This window comes from Streptomyces sp. KM273126 (assembly GCF_004337435.2).
In the GTDB taxonomy this organism is placed as follows: domain Bacteria; phylum Actinomycetota; class Actinomycetes; order Streptomycetales; family Streptomycetaceae; genus Streptomyces; species Streptomyces acidicola.
In genome coordinates this window covers 555031-575696 of sequence record NZ_SJXB02000002.1, presented here as the reverse complement: position 1 = coordinate 575696, position 20666 = coordinate 555031, and the positions used below count along the sequence as shown (strand labels likewise).

General features: G+C 70.5%; 16 protein-coding genes. 7 read left to right on the top strand and 9 right to left on the bottom strand.

The window, feature by feature from the left end:
* Window positions 1-146: 146 nt before the first annotated feature.
* A complete protein-coding gene (locus E0500_RS33130; protein ID WP_131563811.1) occupies window positions 147-413 on the top strand; it encodes a DUF6343 family protein in 267 nt (88 codons plus the stop codon).
* A gap of 18 nt (window positions 414-431) precedes the next feature.
* Here the strand turns inward: E0500_RS33130 and E0500_RS33125 are convergent, their stop codons facing one another.
* From E0500_RS33125 to rpsA, 5 genes are all read right to left on the bottom strand, one after another.
* The gene (locus tag E0500_RS33125; protein WP_131563812.1) at window positions 432-812 is read right to left on the bottom strand and encodes a tetratricopeptide repeat protein; all 381 of its coding nucleotides are present in this window, start codon (window positions 810-812) and stop codon (window positions 432-434) included.
* A gap of 50 nt (window positions 813-862) precedes the next feature.
* A complete protein-coding gene (coaE, locus tag E0500_RS33120) occupies window positions 863-1483 on the bottom strand; it encodes a dephospho-CoA kinase (RefSeq protein ID WP_131563813.1) in 621 nt (206 codons plus the stop codon).
* A gap of 103 nt (window positions 1484-1586) precedes the next feature.
* Window positions 1587-2525, bottom strand: a complete 939-nt coding sequence (locus E0500_RS33115; RefSeq protein WP_131563814.1) for a PAC2 family protein — start codon at window positions 2523-2525, stop codon at window positions 1587-1589.
* Between the two features lie 94 nt (window positions 2526-2619).
* Window positions 2620-2802 carry a hypothetical protein gene (locus tag E0500_RS33110; RefSeq protein ID WP_131563815.1) on the bottom strand — a complete coding sequence of 61 codons (183 nt, stop codon included), beginning with the start codon at window positions 2800-2802 and terminating at the stop codon, window positions 2620-2622.
* A gap of 82 nt (window positions 2803-2884) precedes the next feature.
* Window positions 2885-4375, bottom strand: coding sequence for a 30S ribosomal protein S1 (gene rpsA / locus E0500_RS33105; protein WP_131563816.1), 1491 nt, complete (start codon window positions 4373-4375; stop codon window positions 2885-2887).
* 403 nt (window positions 4376-4778) lie between these two features.
* On the opposite strand from rpsA, the gene E0500_RS33100 reads away from it, so the two are divergent.
* The gene (locus E0500_RS33100; protein ID WP_131563817.1) at window positions 4779-5591 is read left to right on the top strand and encodes a class I SAM-dependent methyltransferase; all 813 of its coding nucleotides are present in this window, start codon (window positions 4779-4781) and stop codon (window positions 5589-5591) included.
* 61 nt (window positions 5592-5652) lie between these two features.
* The gene (hrpB, locus tag E0500_RS33095; RefSeq protein WP_131563818.1) at window positions 5653-8175 is read left to right on the top strand and encodes an ATP-dependent helicase HrpB; all 2523 of its coding nucleotides are present in this window, start codon (window positions 5653-5655) and stop codon (window positions 8173-8175) included.
* Here the strand turns inward: hrpB and E0500_RS33090 are convergent.
* From E0500_RS33090 to E0500_RS33080, 3 genes are all read right to left on the bottom strand, one after another.
* Window positions 8165-9157 (bottom strand): DUF3068 domain-containing protein, encoded by a 993-nt coding sequence (locus E0500_RS33090; RefSeq protein ID WP_131563819.1) that lies wholly within the window; start codon window positions 9155-9157, stop codon window positions 8165-8167. The genes hrpB and E0500_RS33090 overlap by 11 nt on opposite strands.
* A 21-nt stretch (window positions 9158-9178) precedes the next feature.
* A complete protein-coding gene (locus E0500_RS33085) occupies window positions 9179-9313 on the bottom strand; it encodes an SPW_0924 family protein (RefSeq protein WP_131563820.1) in 135 nt (44 codons plus the stop codon).
* 140 nt (window positions 9314-9453) lie between these two features.
* Entirely contained in the window at window positions 9454-11223 is a 1770-nt protein-coding gene (locus tag E0500_RS33080; RefSeq protein ID WP_131563821.1) for a lytic transglycosylase domain-containing protein, read from the bottom strand.
* Between the two features lie 307 nt (window positions 11224-11530).
* Here E0500_RS33080 and E0500_RS33075 point away from each other — a divergent pair, with 307 nt between their 5' ends.
* Window positions 11531-12403 (top strand): DUF4184 family protein, encoded by an 873-nt coding sequence (locus tag E0500_RS33075; protein WP_131563822.1) that lies wholly within the window; start codon window positions 11531-11533, stop codon window positions 12401-12403.
* Between the two features lie 467 nt (window positions 12404-12870).
* Here the strand turns inward: E0500_RS33075 and polA are convergent, their stop codons facing one another.
* Entirely contained in the window at window positions 12871-15597 is a 2727-nt protein-coding gene (gene polA / locus E0500_RS33070; RefSeq protein WP_131563823.1) for a DNA polymerase I, read from the bottom strand.
* Window positions 15598-15887: 290 nt separating this feature from the next.
* Between polA and E0500_RS33065 the strand changes: the two genes are divergently transcribed.
* The 3 genes from E0500_RS33065 to E0500_RS33055 all read left to right on the top strand — a co-directional run bounded on the left by E0500_RS33065 (window position 15888) and on the right by E0500_RS33055 (window position 20554).
* Window positions 15888-18167 carry an FdhF/YdeP family oxidoreductase gene (locus E0500_RS33065; RefSeq protein WP_131563824.1) on the top strand — a complete coding sequence of 760 codons (2280 nt, stop codon included), beginning with the start codon at window positions 15888-15890 and terminating at the stop codon, window positions 18165-18167.
* Window positions 18168-18249: 82 nt separating this feature from the next.
* The gene (locus tag E0500_RS33060) at window positions 18250-18741 is read left to right on the top strand and encodes a hotdog fold thioesterase (protein ID WP_131563825.1); all 492 of its coding nucleotides are present in this window, start codon (window positions 18250-18252) and stop codon (window positions 18739-18741) included.
* 583 nt (window positions 18742-19324) lie between these two features.
* A complete protein-coding gene (locus tag E0500_RS33055; RefSeq protein ID WP_131563826.1) occupies window positions 19325-20554 on the top strand; it encodes a branched-chain amino acid ABC transporter substrate-binding protein in 1230 nt (409 codons plus the stop codon).
* Window positions 20555-20666 lie beyond the last annotated feature (112 nt).

Below are 20666 nucleotides of genomic sequence, written 5' to 3'. Positions count from 1 at the left end.
CCCTCAGACGGTCGCTCGATAGAGTGAATCCGTTCGATGTGAGCCGCCCGCGAAACCGAACTCCATCGCCCCCACTCGATCGGGCACCGTCTCCTGGAGAACATGCCGGTCGAAGAGTACGTTTCCGAGTAGGAGCAGTGATCCGGATGCGTACGGGCAGTGAACCGACGACAGCGCGCAGTGCCCTGCGGCTGCGCCTCGGGCTGAGTGTGTGGGGGCTGATCTGGGCGATCGTGGGGACCGCCGCGTTCTCGCTCGCAGGACGGCCCGGCTGGGCGATCGCCTGCGGTGTGCTGTGGCTGATCGTCACCGTCGACCTCACCATGATCGTGCGGCACATCCGCCAGGGGCCGCACTATCAGCCCGGCCGCGACGTACCGCCGTACCGGCCTCCGGAACACCACCACCGTTAGGCCGGCGTCAGGCCGCCGTCACGAGTCGAAGCGGGCCGCTTCCAGGTACTCGGGGTTCGGGTCCAGTGCCGCCGCGAGGCGGAAGTGACGCTTGGCCGGGTCGGGCCGGCTCTGGCGCTGATAGGTGCGGGCGAGCGCGAAGTGCGCGAACGCGTTGTCCGGCTCGCGCTCCAGGACGATCGTGAACTCCAGTTCAGCGGGACGCAGCTGCGCGGCGGCGAAGAAGGCACGCGCGCGCAGCAGCCGGGCCGCTGTGTTCTCCGGGTGTACGGCGATGACTTCGTCGAGCAGCTTCACCGCACCCCGCGGGTCACCGGCCGCGAGCAGTTGCTCGGCGGCGCGGAAGTCGATGACGTGCGTCTCCGGAGTACGTCCGCTGGAACCGCTGTTCTGGGGCACGGCTGATCCCTTCCCTTACTGCCACGGTTCAACGCACCCGTCGAGGGGCGCTATTCCTGGGTCTGCTGTCGCGGCTCCCGCGCCCTGCGGACGAGCTCGGCCCATACGTCCCGGACGCGCCGCCGCAGATCCTCCAGGGGTACATCGTTGTCGATCACGATGTCCGCGATCTCCAGGCGCTTCTCGCGGGTCGCCTGGGCGGCCATCCGCGCACGGGCGTCCTGCTCGGTCATGCCACGCAGGCGTACCAGCCGGTCGAGCTGGGTCTCGGGGCTCGCGTCGACGACGACCACGAGGTCGTACAGCGGGGCGAGTCCGTTCTCGGCGAGGAGCGGGACGTCATGGACCACGACCGCGTCCTCGGGGGCGGCCTCTTCGAGTTCGCGGGACCGTGCACCCACGAGGGGGTGCACGATCGCGTTCAGCACGGCGAGCCGCTCCGCGTCCGCGAACACGATGGAGCCGAGCCGGGGGCGGTCGAGGCCCCCGTCCGGGGCGAGCACGTCCTCGCCGAACGCGTCGACGACCGCCGCCAGCCCGGGAGTTCCGGGCGCGACGACCTCGCGCGCGATGCGGTCCGCGTCGATCAGCACGGCACCGCACTCGACGAGCACCCGCGACACCTCGCTCTTGCCGGTGCCGATACCCCCGGTCAACCCCACCTTCAGCATGACCGGAAGCTTAGGCCCTGCGACCGCCGCACCGACATCGCGCCCGGCCCTGCTGTCAGAGCTCGCCCGTGTCAGCCAGTGCCGTGGTCAGCGGTTGCCGCTGTCAGCCCTCGCCCTCCCGCTCCGCCAGGAACTTCTCGAACTCGCGCCCGATCTCGTCCGCGGACGGGATGTCGGCGGGCTCGGCCAGCATGTTGCCGCGTGTCTCGGCGCCCGCGGCGGCGTCGTACTGGTGCTCAAGGCCCTGGACCAGCGAGACGAGCTCCTCGTCGCCCTCGCGGATCTGCCGGTCGATCTCGGTCTGCGTGCGGTACGCCTCCGTGCGCAGGGCGTGCGCGACGCCGGGCAGCACCAGTCCGGTCGCTCCGGTGATGGCCTCCAGCACGGTCAGCGCGGCGTCCGGGTACGCGGAGCGGGCGATGTAGTGCGGCACATGCGCGGCGACGCCCAGGACGTCGTGCCCGGCCTCCATGAGGCGGTACTCGACCAGGGACTCCGCGCTGCCGGGGACCTGCGCCTCCTCGAAGGGGCTGCGGTGGCCGGGGACGAGCTCGACGCGGTTGCCGTGCGGGGTGAGGCCCACGGGGCGGGTGTGCGGGACGCCCATGGGGATGCCGTGGAAGTTCACCGACAGGCGGACGCCGAGGCGCTCCACGATCTGCTGGACAGCTGCCGCGAAGCGCTCCCACTCGACGTCGGGCTCGGGACCGGACAGCAGCAGGAAGGGCGCACCGGTGGCGTCCTGCACGAGCCGCACGTCCAGCGTGGGCTCCTCGTAGCCCGCCCAGCGGTCGCGCTTGAACGTCAGCAGCGGGCGACGGGCTCGGTAGTCCACCAGTCGGTCGTGGTCGAAGCGGGCCACGACCTGGTGGGGCAGCGAGTCGAGAAGCCGGTCGACGATCTGGTCGCCGGTCTCGCCCGCGTCGATGTATCCGTCGAAGTGGTAGAGCATGACAAGACCGGCCGACTCCTGGGCGAGCGCCATGTCGACGACTGCCAGGCCTTTCGGCTCCCATGCGTACAAACCCTGCGGATCAAGCACTGTGACCGCTCCTCCTCGTGTCCGTACTGCACAACGCAGGGCGGGGCGCGGGCATTCCCGCCCGCACCCTTCACGCCCTCGTCTCAGGGGCTTTTCATCCGTACGGGGGACGGGCCCGTCTGCCGACGAGCCGCTCCTGGTCGTCGACCGTCAACTCACCGTCCTGGGCGCCCTTGTCGGTGGCCTTGGCGAGCAACTCGGAAACAGGGCCGTAGACATCGGCCTTGGCCGGAGCCAGGGCCGTGCCCGGGGGAAGAAGCCAGCCCGAGTGCGCCATGCGTCGGCGCACAACAGACTTAGGGCCCGCACCCAGTGAGGTGCGGGCCCTAAGTCAGCGGTTACTGCCTAGCGGTGAGCGATCAGCTCTGGCCGCCGGCGAGCTTCTCGCGGAGCGCGGCCAGGGCCTCGTCCGACGCGAGGGCGCCGGAGTTGTCCGGACCCTCCGAGGAGTACGAACCACCGGAGGCGGCCGGAGCGGCGGCCTCGCCACCCTCGGCAGCGGCCTTCTCGTCCGCCTCGCGGGACTTGATGACCTGCGCCTGGTGCTGCTCGAAGCGGGCCTGCGCCTCGGCGTACTGGCCCTCCCACGCCTCGCGCTGGGTCTCGTAGCCCTCGAGCCAGTCGTTGGTCTCGGGGTCGAAGCCCTCGGGGTAGATGTAGTTGCCCTGGTCGTCGTAGGACGCGGCCATGCCGTACAGGGTCGGGTCGAACTCGACCGACGCCGGGTCGGCACCGAAGGACTCGTTGGCCTGCTTGAGGGACAGCGAGATCCGGCGACGCTCCAGGTCGATGTCGATGACCTTGACGAAGATCTCGTCGTTGACCTGGACGACCTGCTCCGGGATCTCCACGTGGCGCTCGGCCAGCTCGGAGATGTGGACCAGACCCTCGATGCCCTCGTCCACGCGGACGAACGCACCGAACGGAACCAGCTTCGTGACCTTGCCGGGCACGACCTGGCCGATCTGGTGCGTGCGGGCGAACTGCTGCCACGGGTCTTCCTGGGTCGCCTTCAGCGACAGGGAGACGCGCTCGCGGTCCATGTCCACGTCGAGGACCTCGACGGTGACTTCCTGGCCCACCTCGACGACCTCGGACGGGTGGTCGATGTGCTTCCAGGACAGCTCGGAGACGTGGACCAGACCGTCGACGCCGCCCAGGTCCACGAAGGCACCGAAGTTGACGATCGAGGAGACCACACCGGAGCGGACCTGACCCTTCTGAAGGGTCGTGAGGAACGTCTGGCGGACCTCGGACTGGGTCTGCTCCAGCCAGGCACGGCGGGACAGGACCACGTTGTTGCGGTTCTTGTCCAGCTCGATGATCTTCGCCTCGAGCTCCTTGCCGACGTACGGCTGGAGGTCGCGGACGCGGCGCATCTCGACCAGGGAGGCCGGGAGGAAGCCACGGAGGCCGATGTCGAGGATGAGACCACCCTTGACGACCTCGATGACGGTACCGGTGACGATGCCGTCCTCTTCCTTGATCTTCTCGATGGTGCCCCAGGCACGCTCGTACTGGGCGCGCTTCTTCGAGAGGATCAGGCGGCCTTCCTTGTCCTCCTTCTGGAGGACGAGGGCCTCGATCTCGTCGCCGACGGCAACGACCTCGTTCGGGTCGACGTCGTGCTTGATCGAGAGTTCGCGGCTCGGGATGACACCTTCGGTCTTGTAACCGATGTCGAGCAGGACCTCGTCCCGGTCGACCTTCACGATGACGCCGTCGACGATGTCGCCGTCGTTGAAGTACTTGATCGTCTCGTCGATCGCGGCGAGGAAGGCTTCCTCGTTACCGATGTCGTTGACCGCTACCTGCGGGGTGGTGGCGGTGGTCTCGGTGCTGCTCGTCATGTGGGAAAGGGCTCCGGTACGGACATTGAAGTCGTAGGCACTGCTCACGCCGGGAGCCCGTTATCGCACTGCAGAAGCCGGACAGCCAAGGAAGCGCCACACCAGAAATCCGGTGGCGCCTCGACAACCGAGGGGACATACAACAGATGCGAGCGCAGCCTGCTCCGTCTGAGGTGCGCAGGCCCGCAGCGCAACTTGTAGCATACGGGGGCAGCCGGGCAGGGTCAACGCACGAAGACCCACACCCGGGGCGGATCGCCCCATTCCCGGCACAGGAACACACACGGCGGCAACCGCATGCCGTGCACCGGACGGTGTTCCGAGCCCGTGCAGGCCCGGTACGCCCCTTCCGTGACACCACCGATACCGGTAGTAGGTACGGAAGAGTACGACGAGGGAGCCGATCATCCAAGAGCCCGATGACTTCGACCCCGAAGCGACCCGGCGTGCTGCGGGAGTCGCGGAGAGTTCCCGTGCCAACCGGGGCTGGTGGGACCGGAACGCGGACGAGTACCAGGTCGAGCACGGCACCTTCCTCGGGGACGACCGTTTCGTGTGGGGCCCCGAGGGCCTCGACGAGGTGGAGGCCGAACTCCTGGGGCAGCCGGAGGATCTGAAGGGCAAGGACGTCCTGGAGATCGGCGCCGGCGCCGCCCAGTGCTCGCGCTGGCTGGCCGCGCAGGGTGCCCGTCCGGTGGCGCTGGACCTCTCCCACCGCCAGCTCCAGCACGCGCTGCGCATCGGCGGAACCTTTCCCCTGGTGCAGGCCGACGCGGGCGTCCTGCCCTTCGCGGACTCGTCCTTCGACCTGGCGTGCTCGGCGTACGGCGCGCTGCCGTTCGTCGCCGACCCCGTGCTGGTGCTGCGGGAGGTGCGCCGGGTGCTGCGTCCGGGCGGCCGCTTCGTCTTCTCGGTCACTCACCCGATCCGCTGGGCGTTCCCCGACGAGCCGGGCCCCGAGGGGCTGAGCGTCGCCGACTCGTACTTCGACCGCACGCCGTACGTCGAGCAGGACGAGGCGGGCCGTGCGGTGTACGTCGAGCACCACCGCACCCTCGGCGACCGGGTGCGGGACATCGCCGTGTCCGGTTTCCGTCTGGTCGACCTGGTCGAGCCGGAGTGGCCCGCCTGGAACACGTCCGAGTGGGGCGGCTGGTCCCCGCTGCGCGGGAACCTGATCCCAGGGACGGCCATCTTCGTGTGCGAACGCGACTGAGCTGAACTGAGCCGCACGCGCGCGTGGAGGGCGGCTTTGACGGCCGTACGACACTTGGGGCGTGATCCGTTACGACGCCCTGGACGCGCTGCCCGTACGACATGCCCTGCCCGCGCTGAGCGACGCTCTGGAGGGGCACGGCTGTGCCGTTCTGGTGGCGCCGCCCGGCACCGGGAAGACCACACTCGTTCCGCTGGTGCTGGCCGGGCTGGTGGGTGACGGGCCCGCACGGCGTGTCGTCGTCGCCGAGCCGCGCCGTATCGCCGCCCGGGCGGCGGCTCGGCGGATGGCGTGGCTGCTCGGGGAGAAGGTCTGCGAGAGCGTCGGGTACAGCGTGCGCGGCGAGCGAGTGGTGGGGCGGCACGCGCGCGTGGAGGTCGTCACGACGGGCCTGCTGCTGCAGCGGTTGCAGCGGGACCAGGAGCTGGCGGGCGTGGACGTCGTGGTGCTCGACGAGTGCCATGAGCGGCATCTGGACGCGGACACGGTGGCGGCGTTCCTGCTGGACGTACGGGCCGCGCTCCGCCCCGAGCTGCGTCTGGTGACCGCGTCCGCCACGACCGACGCGCAGGGGTGGGCCCGGCTGCTGGGCGACGCGCCGGTGGTGGAGGCGGAGGGCGTCTCGCACCCGGTGGAGGTCGTGTGGGCCCCGCCGGTACGTCCCGTGCGGCCTCCGCACGGCATGCGTGTGGACCCGGCACTGCTGACGCATGTGGCGTCGGTGGTGCGGCGGGCGCTGGTGGAGCGGGAGGGCGATGTCCTGTGCTTCCTGCCCGGGGTCGGGGAGATGGCGCGCGTGGCCGGGCAGTTGGGCGACCTGGACGGCGGCGCCGAGGTCCTCCAGGTGCACGGGCGGGCGCCCGCGGCCGTGCAGGACGCCGTGCTGTCCCCCGGGGTGCGCCGCCGGGTGGTGCTGGCCACGTCCGTGGCCGAGTCGTCGCTGACGGTTCCCGGCGTACGGGTCGTGGTGGACTCCGGGCTGGCGCGGGAGCCGCGGGTGGACCACGCGCGCGGGCTCAGCGCGCTGACGACCGTACGGGCCTCGCAGGCGGCCGGGCGCCAGCGGGCGGGGCGTGCCGGGCGTGAGGCTCCGGGCGCCGCGTACCTCTGCTGGGCAGAGGCCGAGAACGCACGTCTGCCGCGTTTCCCCGCACCCGAGATCAAACTGGCCGACCTCACCGCGTTCGCCCTCCAGGCGGCCTGCTGGGGTGACCCGGATGCTGCCGGGCTGGCGTTGCTCGACCCGCCGCCGGGCGGGGCGATGGCGGCGGCGCGGGACGTCCTGTCGGGGATCGGGGCCGTGGACCCCGATGGGCGGGTCACGGAGCGTGGCGTGCGGATGTCCCGGCTCGGGCTGCACCCGCGGCTGGCGCGAGCGCTGCTGGACGCGGCGTCCGAGGTCGGCGCGGACCGGGCGGCCGAGGTCGTCGCCCTGCTCAGCGAGGAGGCGCCGCGCGAGTACGGCGACGATCTGGCCGCCGCGCTGCGGACGGCCCGGCGTGGCGGTGACGCGTACGCGGGGCGCTGGCGGGCCGAGACACGGCGTCTGCGGTCCGCGGCGGCGGACGTGCCCCGGGGGTCCGGGCCCGCACCAGGTTTCCCTGCGCTCGCGGATGACGCCGCTGTCGGGCTCGTGGCGGCGTTCGCCTTTCCCGAGCGGGTGGCCAGGGCGCAGGGCGGGTCGTACGTGATGGTGTCCGGGACGCGGGCCGATGTCGGGGACGGCTCGTCCCTGCGTGGTGTCCCGTGGCTGGCTGTCGCCGTCGCGGACCGGCCCGTCGGTGCGGGGCACGCGCGCGTGCGGCTCGCCGCCGCGGTGGACGAGGACGTGGCCCGGCGCGCGGCGGCGCCGCTGCGTGCCGTCGGCGAGGAGGTGCACTGGGCCGACGGGGACATCGTCGCTCGGCGGGTGGAGCGGCTGGGGGCGGTGGAGCTGACGGTGCGCCTCCTCAAGGACGCCGACCCCGGGCTCGTACGGCGGGCGCTGCTGGACGGGCTGCGGGAGGAGGGGTTCGGGCTGCTGCGGTGGTCCCAGGACGCCGAGCGGCTGCGGCAGCGGCTCGCGTTTCTGCGGCTGCACCTGGGCGAGCCGTGGCCCGATGTCTCCGACGACGCCCTCCACGCGCGCGTGGAGGAGTGGCTGGAGCCGGAGCTGAGCCGTGCCCGGCGTCGGGGCGATCTGGCGCGGGTCGACGCCGGGGAGGCGCTGAGCCGGTTGTTGCCGTGGGCCTCCGGCGATGCCGTTCGTCTCGACCAGCTCGCTCCGGAGCGGATCACCGTACCGAGTGGGTCCAAAATCCGGATCGACTACGCCGATCCCGAACGGCCCGTGCTGGCCGTGAAGTTGCAGGAGATGTTCGGGCTCCACGAGTCGCCCGCGCTTGCCGGTGTCCCGGTCCTCGTGCATCTCCTCTCCCCCGCCGGACGGCCCGCCGCGGTCACCGCCGATCTCGCGTCCTTCTGGAAAGAGGGGTACAGGGCCGTGCGGGCGGAGTTGCGCGGCCGGTACCCGAAGCATCCGTGGCCCGAGGACCCGGCGACCGCCGAGCCGACGCGGTACACGAAGGCGCGGCTCAGGCACTGACCGGCTGCGGTGCCACGGTCTCTGTGGGCTCCGGTTCCCCGGGCCCGCGGCCGCGGGCCTCCAGGTAGAGGGAGAGCGACAGCAGCAGGACACCGAGGGCGAGGAAGCCCCACGGCAGGTACGAGGTCATCAGCAGCACCAGCGCCCGGTTGGACTCGACCAGGTCCGCGGTCGATCTGATGTAGTCCTCGCGCATCTTCACGTGCCCGGCGAAGGCCGTCACCTTCTCGCGGCCCCCCAGGAGTGTGCCGCCGCGGAGTTCCTCCTTGTGGATCTCCTCGCCGTACACGGGGGCGCCGGTGAGGGGTTCGACCCAGAACTTGCGGACGGTGCTGTACCAGCGGGTCGTGCCGGTCCTCGCGACCGACTCCGGGGTGATGCCCTGGACGGGCATGATCTTGGGGAAGGGCACCTTGGTCCACGGGATGGTCTGCTCGAAGTAGTAGACCTCGATGCCGCGGAAGTCCTGGGTGCCCTTGTAGTGGATGGGTGCGGTGACACGGGCCTGGGCGTCGAAGTACTCGTAGTCCCGTTTCTCCGTCAGGAACGGCCACTTGAACTCGATGCCCGTCCGTTTCACCGGATCGCCGTCGACCATCTCACCTTTGACGTGCACGGGTTCCTGGGTGTGGGCGTCGAAGACATACCGTTCGGGGATCTTGGAGACCATCTCGCCGTCGGGGCCCTGGACGTAGGAGAGCCCGTCCCAGACGACGACATCCCGGCCGGCCGTCTTCTCGATCTTCTCGGAGGCCTCCACGTTGCCCTTGAGGGTCTGCACGATGGTGACCTTGGGGACCTTCTTCGCCCGCATCGTGCCGTAGTCGAGGAGGGTCGCGTCCTTCGCCTCCAGGACCATGTCCTGGTACTGGTTGGCCGGGATCTTGGCCAGGCGCGGGAAGGCGTACCAGCGCACCAGCGGGGACAGCGCCGCGAAGAACACGGCGAGGGCGAGCAGTATCAGGCTGGACCTGCGGCGCATCTCGGCCTCCGTCCCGGGGAGTTACGGGTGTGCGGGCACCGTCGTCAGCAGTGGTTTCGGTGATGTCCCGCCCGCCGGTGAGCCCATCGCCGTGATCGTGAACACCAGGGCGAGTGCGAGGGCGAGACCGGTCGCGGCGGCGGCAAGAGCGCGCATGCGAGCCTCCCGGCGGACATGAACTGATACATCGTCAGTTCCGGCACGGTAGCAACGGCCGGGCGAGATGAGAACACGTCGCACACACGGCGACGGCGCCCCTCCGTCATGGAGGAGCGCCGTGGCTGTCGTGACAGGGGTTACGCGGAGGGGCTGGGCGACGCCGACTCGGCCGCCGCGACCTTCAGCTCGACCGTGAGCGTCGCGCCGCCCGTGGTCGTGATGCGGAGCAGGAACGTGCCGGTCGTGTCGTCCGCGTACAGCTTCGGGAGCTTGAGCAGGCCGTCCTTGCCGGTGGTGAGGCCCTTGAGGGTGCGGACGGTCTTGCCGTCGGCGTCCTTGAAGTGCGGGCCCTTGTCGTTCTCGGTGGGGTCGTCCGCCGACTTGATGAGCGTGGCGGTGGCCGCGACTGCGTCGGCGACCCCGCCCTTGTACGTGGCCTTCACCTCGACCTGCTCGGCGAACTCGCCGCCCGGGACGCAGGTCAGCGCGGTGTCAGTGGTGCGGGCGAGGGCGTCGGCCTGGCGGGCGGTGACGGTCGCCTTGTAGTCCAGGCCGGGCACCGCGCGACCCACGACGGTGGCGCGGACCGTGAAGCCGCCGGTCTTCTCGCCGGCCCGCAGCGTGGGCGCGGTGGCCGTGCCGGCGCTGTCGGTGACGACCGTGGCGACGGTCTCGCCACCGGTGAACGTGGCGTCCGTGTCGCCGACGACGGTGAAGCGGACCCTGACCTTCGCCACGGCCTCACCGGCCTTGGTCTCGGTACTGACGGCGACCTTCTCGGCGAAGGCGTCGCCGGCCATGGCCGTGAGTGTCCCGGTGCCCGCGTTCTCCAGGTGGTCCACCGTGTCGGTGGGCGTGGGCGGCGTACTGGGGGGTGTCGTGCCGGGCGGTGTGGTGCCAGGGGGTGTGGTGCCGGGAGGTGTGCTCGGCGGGGCGGGACTGCCAGAATCTGCGCCGCCGGTACCGGGGTTGCCGGGCTTGGCGGGGTCCGTGGTGCCCTCCGGGGGCTTCGGCTTCTGCGAGTCCCTCGGCGACGGGCTGGGACTGACGCTCGACCCGGAGGTGCCGCCGTCGCTCGGGTTGCGGGGCAGCGTGCCCGTGCCGTCCGGGACCTCGTGAGTGCCCTTGCGGTAGTACTCCAGCCACGACAGCACCGTGTTCAGGTAGTGCGTCGAGTTGTTGTAGCTGAGGATCGCGCGCCTGAGGTCGGCCTGGTCGGACAGGTCCCAGTTGAACCGGCACAGGTAGTTGCCGGCCGCGAGGGCCGCGTCGTAGATGTTGTTGGGGTCCTTGCGGCCGTCGCCGTTGCCGTCGCGGCCCGCCCACTCCCAGGTGGACGGGATGAACTGCATCGGGCCGACGGCGCGGTCGTACGTGCTGTCGCCGTCGTACGCGCCGTTGTCGGTGTCCCGGATGTTCGCGAACTGGCCGCCGTTGAGGACCGGGCCGAGGATCTTCGAGTACGTCGTGCCGTCGGCGTCGACACGGCCGCCGCGGGCCTGGCCCGACTCGACCTTGCCGATGGCGGCGAGGAGCTGCCAGGGCAGGTTGCAGCCCGGCTTGGACTCACGCAGGGCCGACTCGGCCTTCTTGTAGGCGTCGAGGACGGTGGCGGGGATGCCGCGCTCGGCGTTGGCCGTGATGCCCGAGGTGTCGCCGCCCGCGCCGGGCGTGGCCGTGGGGCTGTCGAGGGGTGGGAGGTCCGTGTAGTAGCGCGAGTTGCCGGTCGCGGTGTCGTCGGCACCGGACGCGGCGTCGGGCGCCGACGAGTCCGTGGCCTGCCGTCTGCCGGCGCTGTCGGTGGTCACTCCCGGAGCCTGGGAGGCGGCCAGTGCCGCGACTGCGACAGCGGCAACCGTGGTGGTCGCCGCTCCCCTGCGCAGCCTTTTGCCGAATTGCGCCGACATCGAGTGAATCCCTCCCGCGGACGTTGGTCTTCGCGTTCCCTGTGGTGCCGTCTGTCAGGACTGTCGACGCGCCTCTTCGGTTGCCTCGTCATCGGTGTTCGACAGCGCCCCGGCAACGTGACCCAGGCGACCCTACGACAACTTCCGTCGCGGGGGCACCCGTTGGCGCCCGTTATTCACCGGTTGGCCATATCCGCTCCACCGGGATCGGGCGCCCTTGGGGCGGGCGGCACCCTGTCGCGCATACTGGCGGGCAGTGATCGCCGGCCGGGGGGTGCCGGGCCAACGCCAGTCACAGGGGGACTACTTGCCCTTCACGCTCAGCCACGCGGCCGCCGCCCTGCCCGCCGTGCGTCTCGACGGGACCGGGCGCGGACCGCTGGTGCCCTCACTGCTCGTCGCCGGTTCGCTTGCGCCCGACATGACCTATTACGCCGCGAGTGTGCTGCCCGGAGCGATGGAGTTCGGGGACTTCACCCACTCCCTCGCAGGGGTGCTCACCTTCGACGTCCTCGTCACCTGGGCACTGGTGGGGGTGTGGCTGGTCCTGCGTGAACCGCTGGTGGCCCTGCTGCCCCGGGGGCGGCAAGGCCGGGTGGCGGCGCTGGTGGGGTGCGGGACGGAACGAACGGGACGAACGACGGGACACGGACGACTGCGCGGGCGGCCACGCCCGTCCGAGGTGGCGTGGTGGTACGTCTCGGCGGCTATCGGTGCGCTGACGCATGTCGTCTGGGACGCGTTCACGCACTTCGACCGGTGGGGGACGCGGCTGTTTCCGGTGCTGGGGGAGGAGATCGCGGGTTCGCCGCTCTACTGGTACCTGCAGTACGGCGGCTCGGCCGTGGCCGCGGCCGTGATCGCGGTCTTCGTGTTCCTGGCCCTGCGCCGGCAGCCGGATCGGGAGCCCGTGAGCGTGCCCGCGCTGTCCGTGGCGGACCGCCTGGTGGCCGGGGTCGGGATCGGGGGTTGCACGCTGGCGGCCGCGGCGCAGCGGGTGACCCGGTGGTGGGAGTACTGGGGGTCCACCGCCAAGCCGTACGAGGTGATCCCCACGCTGTGCTTCGGCGCCGGAGCGGGGCTCGCGCTCGGGCTGGTGCTGTACGGGGTCGGGGTCAGGGTGTGGCGCCCGGTGCCCACGCCCTCGGACGATGCCGTCGTGGAGCGCGTGTCCCACTGATCGCGCGCTGTCCGGTCACGCGCTGTCTGATCGCCCACTGTTCCTGGCCGGTCCCGTACTCAGGGCCGGGGGGTTGTTCGTGAGATCGCCGTGGCCGCCTGTTCGGCTGCGCGAGCAAGGTCGCGCGGCGAGCGGAAGCGGGTGACGTCCTCGGGGATACGGGGTGTGCTGGCGCCGGGCGCGGAGACGGGTGACCGTCGGAGCAACGCCGATACGAGTACGCCGACGGTCATTGCGGTACGGCGGCGAAGCGTGCGTATACCCATGCCCGCATCCTTGCTCCGCGCGCCCGTCCGGGCGCCCTCTTGAGGGCCACCTGGGTGACGGTTCCCGGGACGTCGGGTGACTTCGACCGGATGACGTGGGAACGAGCCGAGGGGCCCGGCACCCGGTGGTGCCGGGCCCTGGTCGCGCTGCCCGGTGTGCCGCCCGCGTCCCGCCCGAGGCGCAAGCGGCGCTTGGGTCGCTCAGTGCGCGGCAGACTCCCAGTCCGGGCCCGAGCCGACGGAGACGTCCAGCGGAGCCCTCAGGTGGACGGCGCCCGCCATCTCGCGGCGGACGAGTTCCTCGGCCTTGGCACGCTCGCCGGGGGCGATCTCCAGGACGATTTCGTCGTGGACCTGGAGGAGCATGCGGGAGGTGAGACCCTCCTCGCGCAGCGCCCGGTCGACGTTCAGCATGGCGATCTTGACGATGTCGGCGGCCGTGCCCTGGATCGGGGCGTTCAGGGCCATGCGCTCGGCCGCCTCGCGGCGCTGGCGGTTGTCGCTGTTGAGGTCGGGCAGGTAGCGGCGGCGCCCGAAGAGCGTCGCCGTGTATCCGGTCGCCCGGGCCTCGTCGACCGCCCTGCGCAGGTAGTCGCGGACACCGCCGAACCGCTCGAAGTAGGCGTCCATCAGGGCGCGGGCCTCGGCCGCCTCGATGTTCAGCTGCTGGGAGAGGCCGAACGCCGACAGCCCGTACGCCAGGCCGTACGACATCGCCTTGATCTTGCGGCGCATCTCGGCGTCCACCGCCGAGGGGTCGACGGCGAACACCTGCGCGGCCGCCGTGGTGTGCAGGTCCTCACCCGACGTGAACGCCTCGATCAGGCCCGCGTCCTCGGAGAGGTGGGCCATCACCCGCAGTTCGATCTGGCTGTAGTCCGCCGTCATCAGGGACTCGAAGCCGTCGCCGACCACGAACCCGCGGCGGATGGCCCTTCCCTCGTCCGTGCGGACCGGGATGTTCTGGAGGTTCGGGTCCACGGACGACAGGCGGCCCGTGGCGGCGACCGTCTGGTTGAACGTGGTGTGGATGCGGCCGTCCGCCGCGATGGTCTTGATGAGGCCCTCGACCGTGACACGCAGCTTCGCCTGCTCGCGGTGGCGGAGCATGATGACCGGCAGTTCGTTGTCCGTCTGGGTGGCCAGCCAGGCCAGGGCGTCGGCGTCGGTCGTGTAGCCCGTCTTCGTGCGCTTGGTCTTGGGCAGGGCCAGCTCGCCGAAGAGGACCTCCTGGAGCTGCTTGGGCGAGCCCAGGTTGAACTCGTGCCCGGCCGCCGCGTGCGCCTCCTTCACGGCCTGCTGCACGGCGCCCGCGAACATCTGCTCCATGGCCTCCAGGTGAGCCCTGTCCGCCGCGATGCCGTGCCGCTCCATGCGGGCCAGCAGCGTGGAGGTGGGGAGCTCGACGTCCCTCAGAAGGTCCGCCGCGCCCACCTCCTGCAACCGCGTCCCGAACGCCTCGCCCAGGTCGAGGATCGTGCGCGCCTGCACCATCAGCGCCTCGGCCTCGGCCCCGTCGTCCGCGCCGAAGGCCAGCTGTCCGTCGGCCTCGGCAGCGGGCGCCAGCTCCCGGTGGAGGTACTCCAGGGAAAGCGCGTCCAGGTCGAAGGAGCGGCGGCCCGGCTTGACCAGGTAGGCGGAGAGGGCGGTGTCCATCGTGACGCCCTCGACGGTCCAGCCGTGCTCGGCGAAGACCCGCATCGCGCCCTTGGCACTGTGGAACACCTTGGGCTTGGCCGGGTCCGCCAGCCAGACCGCCCACGCGTTCTCGTCGGCCTCGTCCAGCTGGGCCGGGTCGAACCAGGCGGCCGCTCCCCCGGCCGCGGCCAGCGCGACCTCGGCCACCGCGCCCGCACCGAGCGCCCACGAGTCGACCGTGGCCGCCCCGAGGACCGCCTTGCCGTGCTCGGCGAGCCAGGGGGCGAGCTCCCCGGCGCCGAGCACCGTGCCGTCCAGCTCGACGCCGCCGTCGGTGACCGGGGTGACGTCGACCTCCTCGGCCCCCGGGTCGACGGCCAGCAGCCGCTCACGCAGGGACGGGTTGCGGATCTCCAGGGTGTCCAGGACCATCGCGAGGGCCTTGCGGTCGTACGGCGCGCGCTCCAGGTCGGCGACGGTCCTGGGCAGTTCGACGGTGCGCACCATCTCCGTGAGACGGCGGTTGAGCTTGACCGCCTCCAGGTGGTCGCGGAGGTTCTGCCCGGCCTTGCCCTTGACCTCCTCGACGCGCTCGACCAGCTCCGCGAACGAACCGAACTGGTTGATCCACTTCGCGGCGGTCTTCTCACCGACGCCGGGGATGCCCGGCAGGTTGTCCGACGGGTCGCCGCGCAGCGCCGCGAAGTCGGGGTACTGCGCCGGCGTCAGCCCGTACTTCTCGATGACCTTCTCCGGGGTGAACCGGGTGAGCTCGGAGACGCCCTTCGTCGGGTACAGCACCGTCGTGTTCTCGGTGACCAGCTGGAAGGAGTCGCGGTCGCCGGTGACGATGAGGACCTCGAAGCCCTCGGCCTCGGCCTGGGTGGCGAGCGTCGCGATGACGTCGTCCGCTTCGAAGCCGTCGACCGCGAAGCGCTGGGCGTGCATCGTGTCGAGCAGCTCGCCGATCAGCTCGACCTGGCCCTTGAACTCGTCGGGGGTCTTCGAGCGGTTCGCCTTGTACTCCGTGAACTCCTCGGAGCGCCAGGTCTTGCGGGACACATCGAACGCCACCGCGAAGTGCGTGGGCGCCTCGTCGCGCAGCGTGTTGGCCAGCATCGACGCGAAGCCGTAGATCGCGTTCGTCGGCTGGCCCGTCGCGGTCGTGAAATTCTCCGCGGGCAGCGCGAAGAACGCGCGGTACGCCAGTGAGTGCCCGTCCATGAGCATGAGCCGGGGGCGGCCGCCGCCAGGGGTCTTCTCGGTCTTCTTCGATGCTGTTTCTGCCACGCCCCCGATCCTGCCACGAGCCACTGACACTCGGCCCCGGCCGGCGTGGGCGGGCGCCTCACCCCGCGATCACCACCGGCCGGAACCCCCGATACGTCACCCCCGGCACGGTGGGCAGTTGCCACGCCACGGAGAGTTGCCGGGCAGGGCCGGCGGTCCGGTCTCCGTGGCCGACGGCCTCCCTTCCGCCCTCCGGTGATCGCTGTCACTGACACGTGCGAGGATCGGAGACGTACATCACCTCGTAGTCGAAAACCGTGCTTCACCTCGCGGTCGAAGGAGAGCGTGCGATGGCAACCAAGCCGCCGAAGGGCGATCCGGTCCAGGACGCGCCACAGGTCGCCGGACCGAAGCACGCGGCCGCCGGGCTGCCCGCCGTCGGGCACTCGCTGCGGATCGCCCAGCAGCAGATGGGCGTCAAGCGCACCGCGCTCACCCTGCTCCGCGTCAACCAGAAGGACGGCTTCGACTGCCCGGGCTGCGCCTGGCCCGAGCCCGAGCACCGGCACACGGCGGAGTTCTGCGAGAACGGGGCGAAGGCGGTCGCCGAGGAGGCCACCCTGCGCCGGGTCACCCCGGAGTTCTTCGCCGCCCACACCGTGGCCGACCTCGCCACCCGCAGCGGCTACTGGCTGGGCCAGCAGGGCCGCCTCACGCACCCCATGTACCTTCCCGAAGGGGGCGAGCACTACGAGCCGGTGTCCTGGGACCGGGCCTTCGACATCGTCGCGGAGGAACTGAAGGCCCTGCAGAGCCCCGACGAGGCGCTCTTCTACACCTCCGGACGCACGAGCAACGAGGCCGCGTTCCTCTACCAGCTGTTCGCCCGCGAGTTCGGCACGAACAACCTGCCGGACTGCTCCAACATGTGCCACGAGTCGTCGGGGTCGGCACTCTCGGAAACCCTCGGCGTCGGCAAGGGCAGCGTCCTGCTCGACGACCTCTACAAGGCGGACCTGATCATCGTGGCCGGGCAGAACCCGGGCACCAACCACCCGCGCATGCTCTCCGCCCTGGAGAAGGCCAAGGCGAACGGCGCCCGGATCATCACGGTGAACCCGCTGCCCGAAGCGGGCATGGAGCGCTTCAAGAACCCGCAGACCCCGCAGGGCATGCTCAAGGGCGCCGCTCTCACCGACCTGTTCCTCCAGATCCGCATCGGCGGCGACCAGGCGCTGTTCCGCCTCCTCAACAAGCTGATCCTGGCGACGGACGGCGCGGTCGACGAGGACTTCGTCCGCGAACACACGCACGGGTACGAGGAGTTCGCCGAGGCCGCGCGGGCCGCCGACTGGGACGAGACGCTCACCGCGACCGGTCTCACCCAGGAGGAGATCAACGAAGCCCTCGGCATGGTCCTCGCCTCGCAGCGCACCATCGTCTGCTGGGCCATGGGCCTCACCCAGCACAAGCACTCCGTGCCGACCATCCGCGAGGTGGTCAACTTCCTGCTGCTGCGCGGCAACATCGGCCGCCCGGGCGCGGGCGTGTGCCCGGTACGCGGCCACTCGAACGTGCAGGGCGACCGCACGATGGGCATCTTCGAACGGCCCGCCCCGGCCTTCCTGGACGCCCTGGAGAAGGAGTTCGGCTTCGCGCCGCCCCGGGAGCACGGCTACGACGTCGTCCGGGCCATCCGCGCCATGCGCGACGACAAGGCGAAGGTCTTCTTCGCCATGGGCGGCAACTTCGTGTCCGCCTCACCCGACACCGAGGTGACCGAGGCGGCCATGCGCCGCGCCCACCTGACGGTGCACGTGTCGACGAAGCTGAACCGCTCGCACGCCGTCACGGGCGCGCGTGCACTCGTCCTCCCCACCCTCGGCCGTACCGAGCGGGACCTCCAGGGCAGCGGCGAGCAGTTCGTGACCGTCGAGGACTCCATGGGCATGGTGCACGCCTCGCGCGGCCGGCTGGAGCCCGCGAGCGACCACCTGCTGTCCGAGACGGCCATCGTGTGCCGCCTGGCCCGCCGTGTGCTCGGCGAGGACAGCCGCACACCGTGGGAGGAGTTCGAGAAGGACTACGCGACGATCCGTGACCGCATCGCGCGCGTGGTCCCCGGTTTCGACGACTTCAACGCGCGCGTGGCCCGTCCCGAGGGCTTCGCACTGCCCCACGCCCCCCGTGACGAGCGCCGCTTCCCCACCGGCACCGGCAAGGCGAACTTCACGGCGGCACCGGTCGAGTACCCGGAACTTCCCGCGGGCCGCCTCCTGCTCCAGACGCTGCGCTCGCACGACCAGTACAACACCACGATCTACGGCCTGGACGACCGCTACCGGGGCATCAGGAACGGCCGCCGGGTCGTACTGGTCAACCCCGAGGACGCCGCCGAACTGCAGGTCGCCGACGGCAGTTACGTGGACCTGGTCGGCGAGTGGAAGGACGGCGTGGAGCGCCGGGCGCCCGGCTTCCGCGTCGTGCACTACCCGACAGCCCGGGGCTGCGCGGCCGCGTACTACCCGGAGACGAACGTCCTCGTGCCGCTGGACGCCACCGCGGACACCAGCAACACCCCGGCCAGCAAGTCCGTCGTGGTCCGTCTGGAACAATCGGGAACCGACTGAGCGTTCGCTCAGTCACGGGTGGGCGTTCGGCCCGGAGCCGAACGCCCACGACGAGATCCCTGACGAAACGGAGCCAGGATCCATGGGCGAGCAGCACCACGTGAAGTTCCCTCAGGAAGTCATCGACGAGTACGCGGCGATCGGCGTCGACCTGGTCGCCATGTTCTCGGCGGGGCACCTGGGGACCCGCATGGGCGTGCAGATCGTGGAGGCCTCTCCCGAGCGCGTCGTCGGCACGATGCCCGTGGAGGGCAACACCCAGCCGTACGGACTGCTGCACGGCGGCGCGTCCGCCGTGCTCGCCGAGACCCTGGGCTCGGTCGGCGCCATGCTGCACGCGGGCAGCTCGAAGATAGCCGTGGGCGTCGACCTGAACTGCACACACCACCGCGGCGTCCGGTCCGGGCTCGTGACCGGCGTGGCCACACCCCTGCACCGGGGACGCTCGACGGCGACGTACGAGATCGTCATCAGCGACGAGCAGGGCAAGCGGGTGTGCAGCGCCCGCCTGACGTGCATGCTGCGGGACGTGAACCCGAGCGACGCCGCCCAGTACGTCCCCCCGACGGGCTGACCCGCCCGCGCACGCACCGCCGTTGATCCCGGGAAGCTCGGGCTGACACCGCTGACCGCCGTGTCAGCCACCGGAAGCGGAGAGTCCGCCACACGCGGCGCGCACGGAACCGCCACGGCCGCACATCCGCGCCGAATGAGCGAAGTGTCGGAAAAGGCCGGACCCCTTTCCTGGCTGTAACTCTGCGTAATAAATCGGCAATACACGTCACCGAATTCAGCCCCGGCGAACCCGTGCACACGACTCCACTCAGGCCTTTCAGGTAGCCCGCAGCAACATTTTCGAGACATCACCAAAACACCCGAACACTCCTGAGGGGATCCCGGCAAACGCTGCGGGTTCTCACTATGCGGACTGGGCGAATCGGCCCGAATTCCTCTGATCCACCCAGCGAGTACCGCTCTGCATTACGTCGTGTCATAACAAGAGCGTCACAGCCTCGGTCAGACCCTCCTCCACGTTCCCCACACACGCTTAGAGTCACGCCCAGTCACCGCGCCGACGGATTCGAAGGAACTTCGGTCCAGCGCTCGACTCGGCGGGCTCCAGGGGGAGCCTCCGTGCCAGGGAAAGGACCAGATTCGTGCGTCAACGTTCGCTCATAGCCATCACCGCCGCGCTTGCGGCGGGATCGCTCACCCTCACCGCCTGTGGGTCGCGCGACGACAGCGGCAGCGGTGGCGGCGGCGACAAGACGACCGTTGTGCTCGGCGTCGACGCCCCGCTCACGGGTGACCTGTCCGCTCTGGGCCTCGGCATCCGCAACTCCGCCGACCTGGCCGTGAAGATGGCCAACAAGGAGGAGTACGTCAAGGGCGTCGAGTTCAAGCTGGAGCCCCTCGACGACCAGGCGCAGCCGTCCGTCGGCCAGGCCAACGCCCAGAAGTTCATCAGCAACAAGGACCTCCTCGGCGTCGTCGGCCCGCTGAACTCCAGCGTCTCGCAGTCGATGCAGAAGCCGTTCAACGACGCCGGACTCACCCAGGTCTCCCCGGCCAACACCGGCACCGAGCTCACCCAGGGCGACGGCTGGAAGACCGGAGACTCGGTCCGCCAGTTCAAGACCTTCTTCCGCACCGCCACCACCGACGAGGTCCAGGGCGCCTTCGCCGCCGAATACCTCTTCCAGAAGGCCGGCATCAAGAAGACCTACCTGATCAGCGACCAGAAGACCTACGGCGCCGGCCTCGCCGCCTCCTTCAAGGCGAACTACACCAAGCTCGGCGGCGAGATCGTCGGCACCGACAACATCAACCCCGACGACCGTGACTTCAACGCCGTCGTGGCCAAGATCAAGAAGACCGGTGCCGAAGCGCTCTACTACGGCGGCGAGTACCCCGCCGCCGCTCCGCTGAGCCAGCAGCTCAAGGACAGCGGCCAGAGCATCCCGCTGATGGGCGGCGACGGCATCTACTCCGCCGAGTTCCCGAAGCTCAACAAGAAGGCCGCCGGCGACCTCGCCACCTCCGTCGGCAAGCCGGTCGAGCAGCTCGACTCCGCCAAGGAGTTCATCAAGAACTACGAGGCGGGCGGCTACAAGGACGCCTACGAGGCCTACGGCGGCCTCACCTACGACGCGACCTGGTCCATCATCGAGGCCGTCAAGCTGGCGGTCGAGGGCAACGACGGCAAGCTCCCGTCCGACGGCCGCAAGGCAGTCCTCGACGCCATGGCGAAGGTCAAGTTCGACGGCGTCACCGGCACCGTGTCCTTCGACGAGTTCGGCGACACCACGAACACCCTGATGACCGCATACAAGATCAAGGACGACGCCTGGGCGCCCGAGTTCAGCGGCTCGCCCAAGTTGAGCTGAGCAGGGGACAAATAGACAGCACCTCCCCATCCCACATTGATCCAGGCCGCGCGGGAGCGCCCACCAGCGCTCCCGCGCGGCGCCATATCCGAAAACACTCCCACGGAGGCCC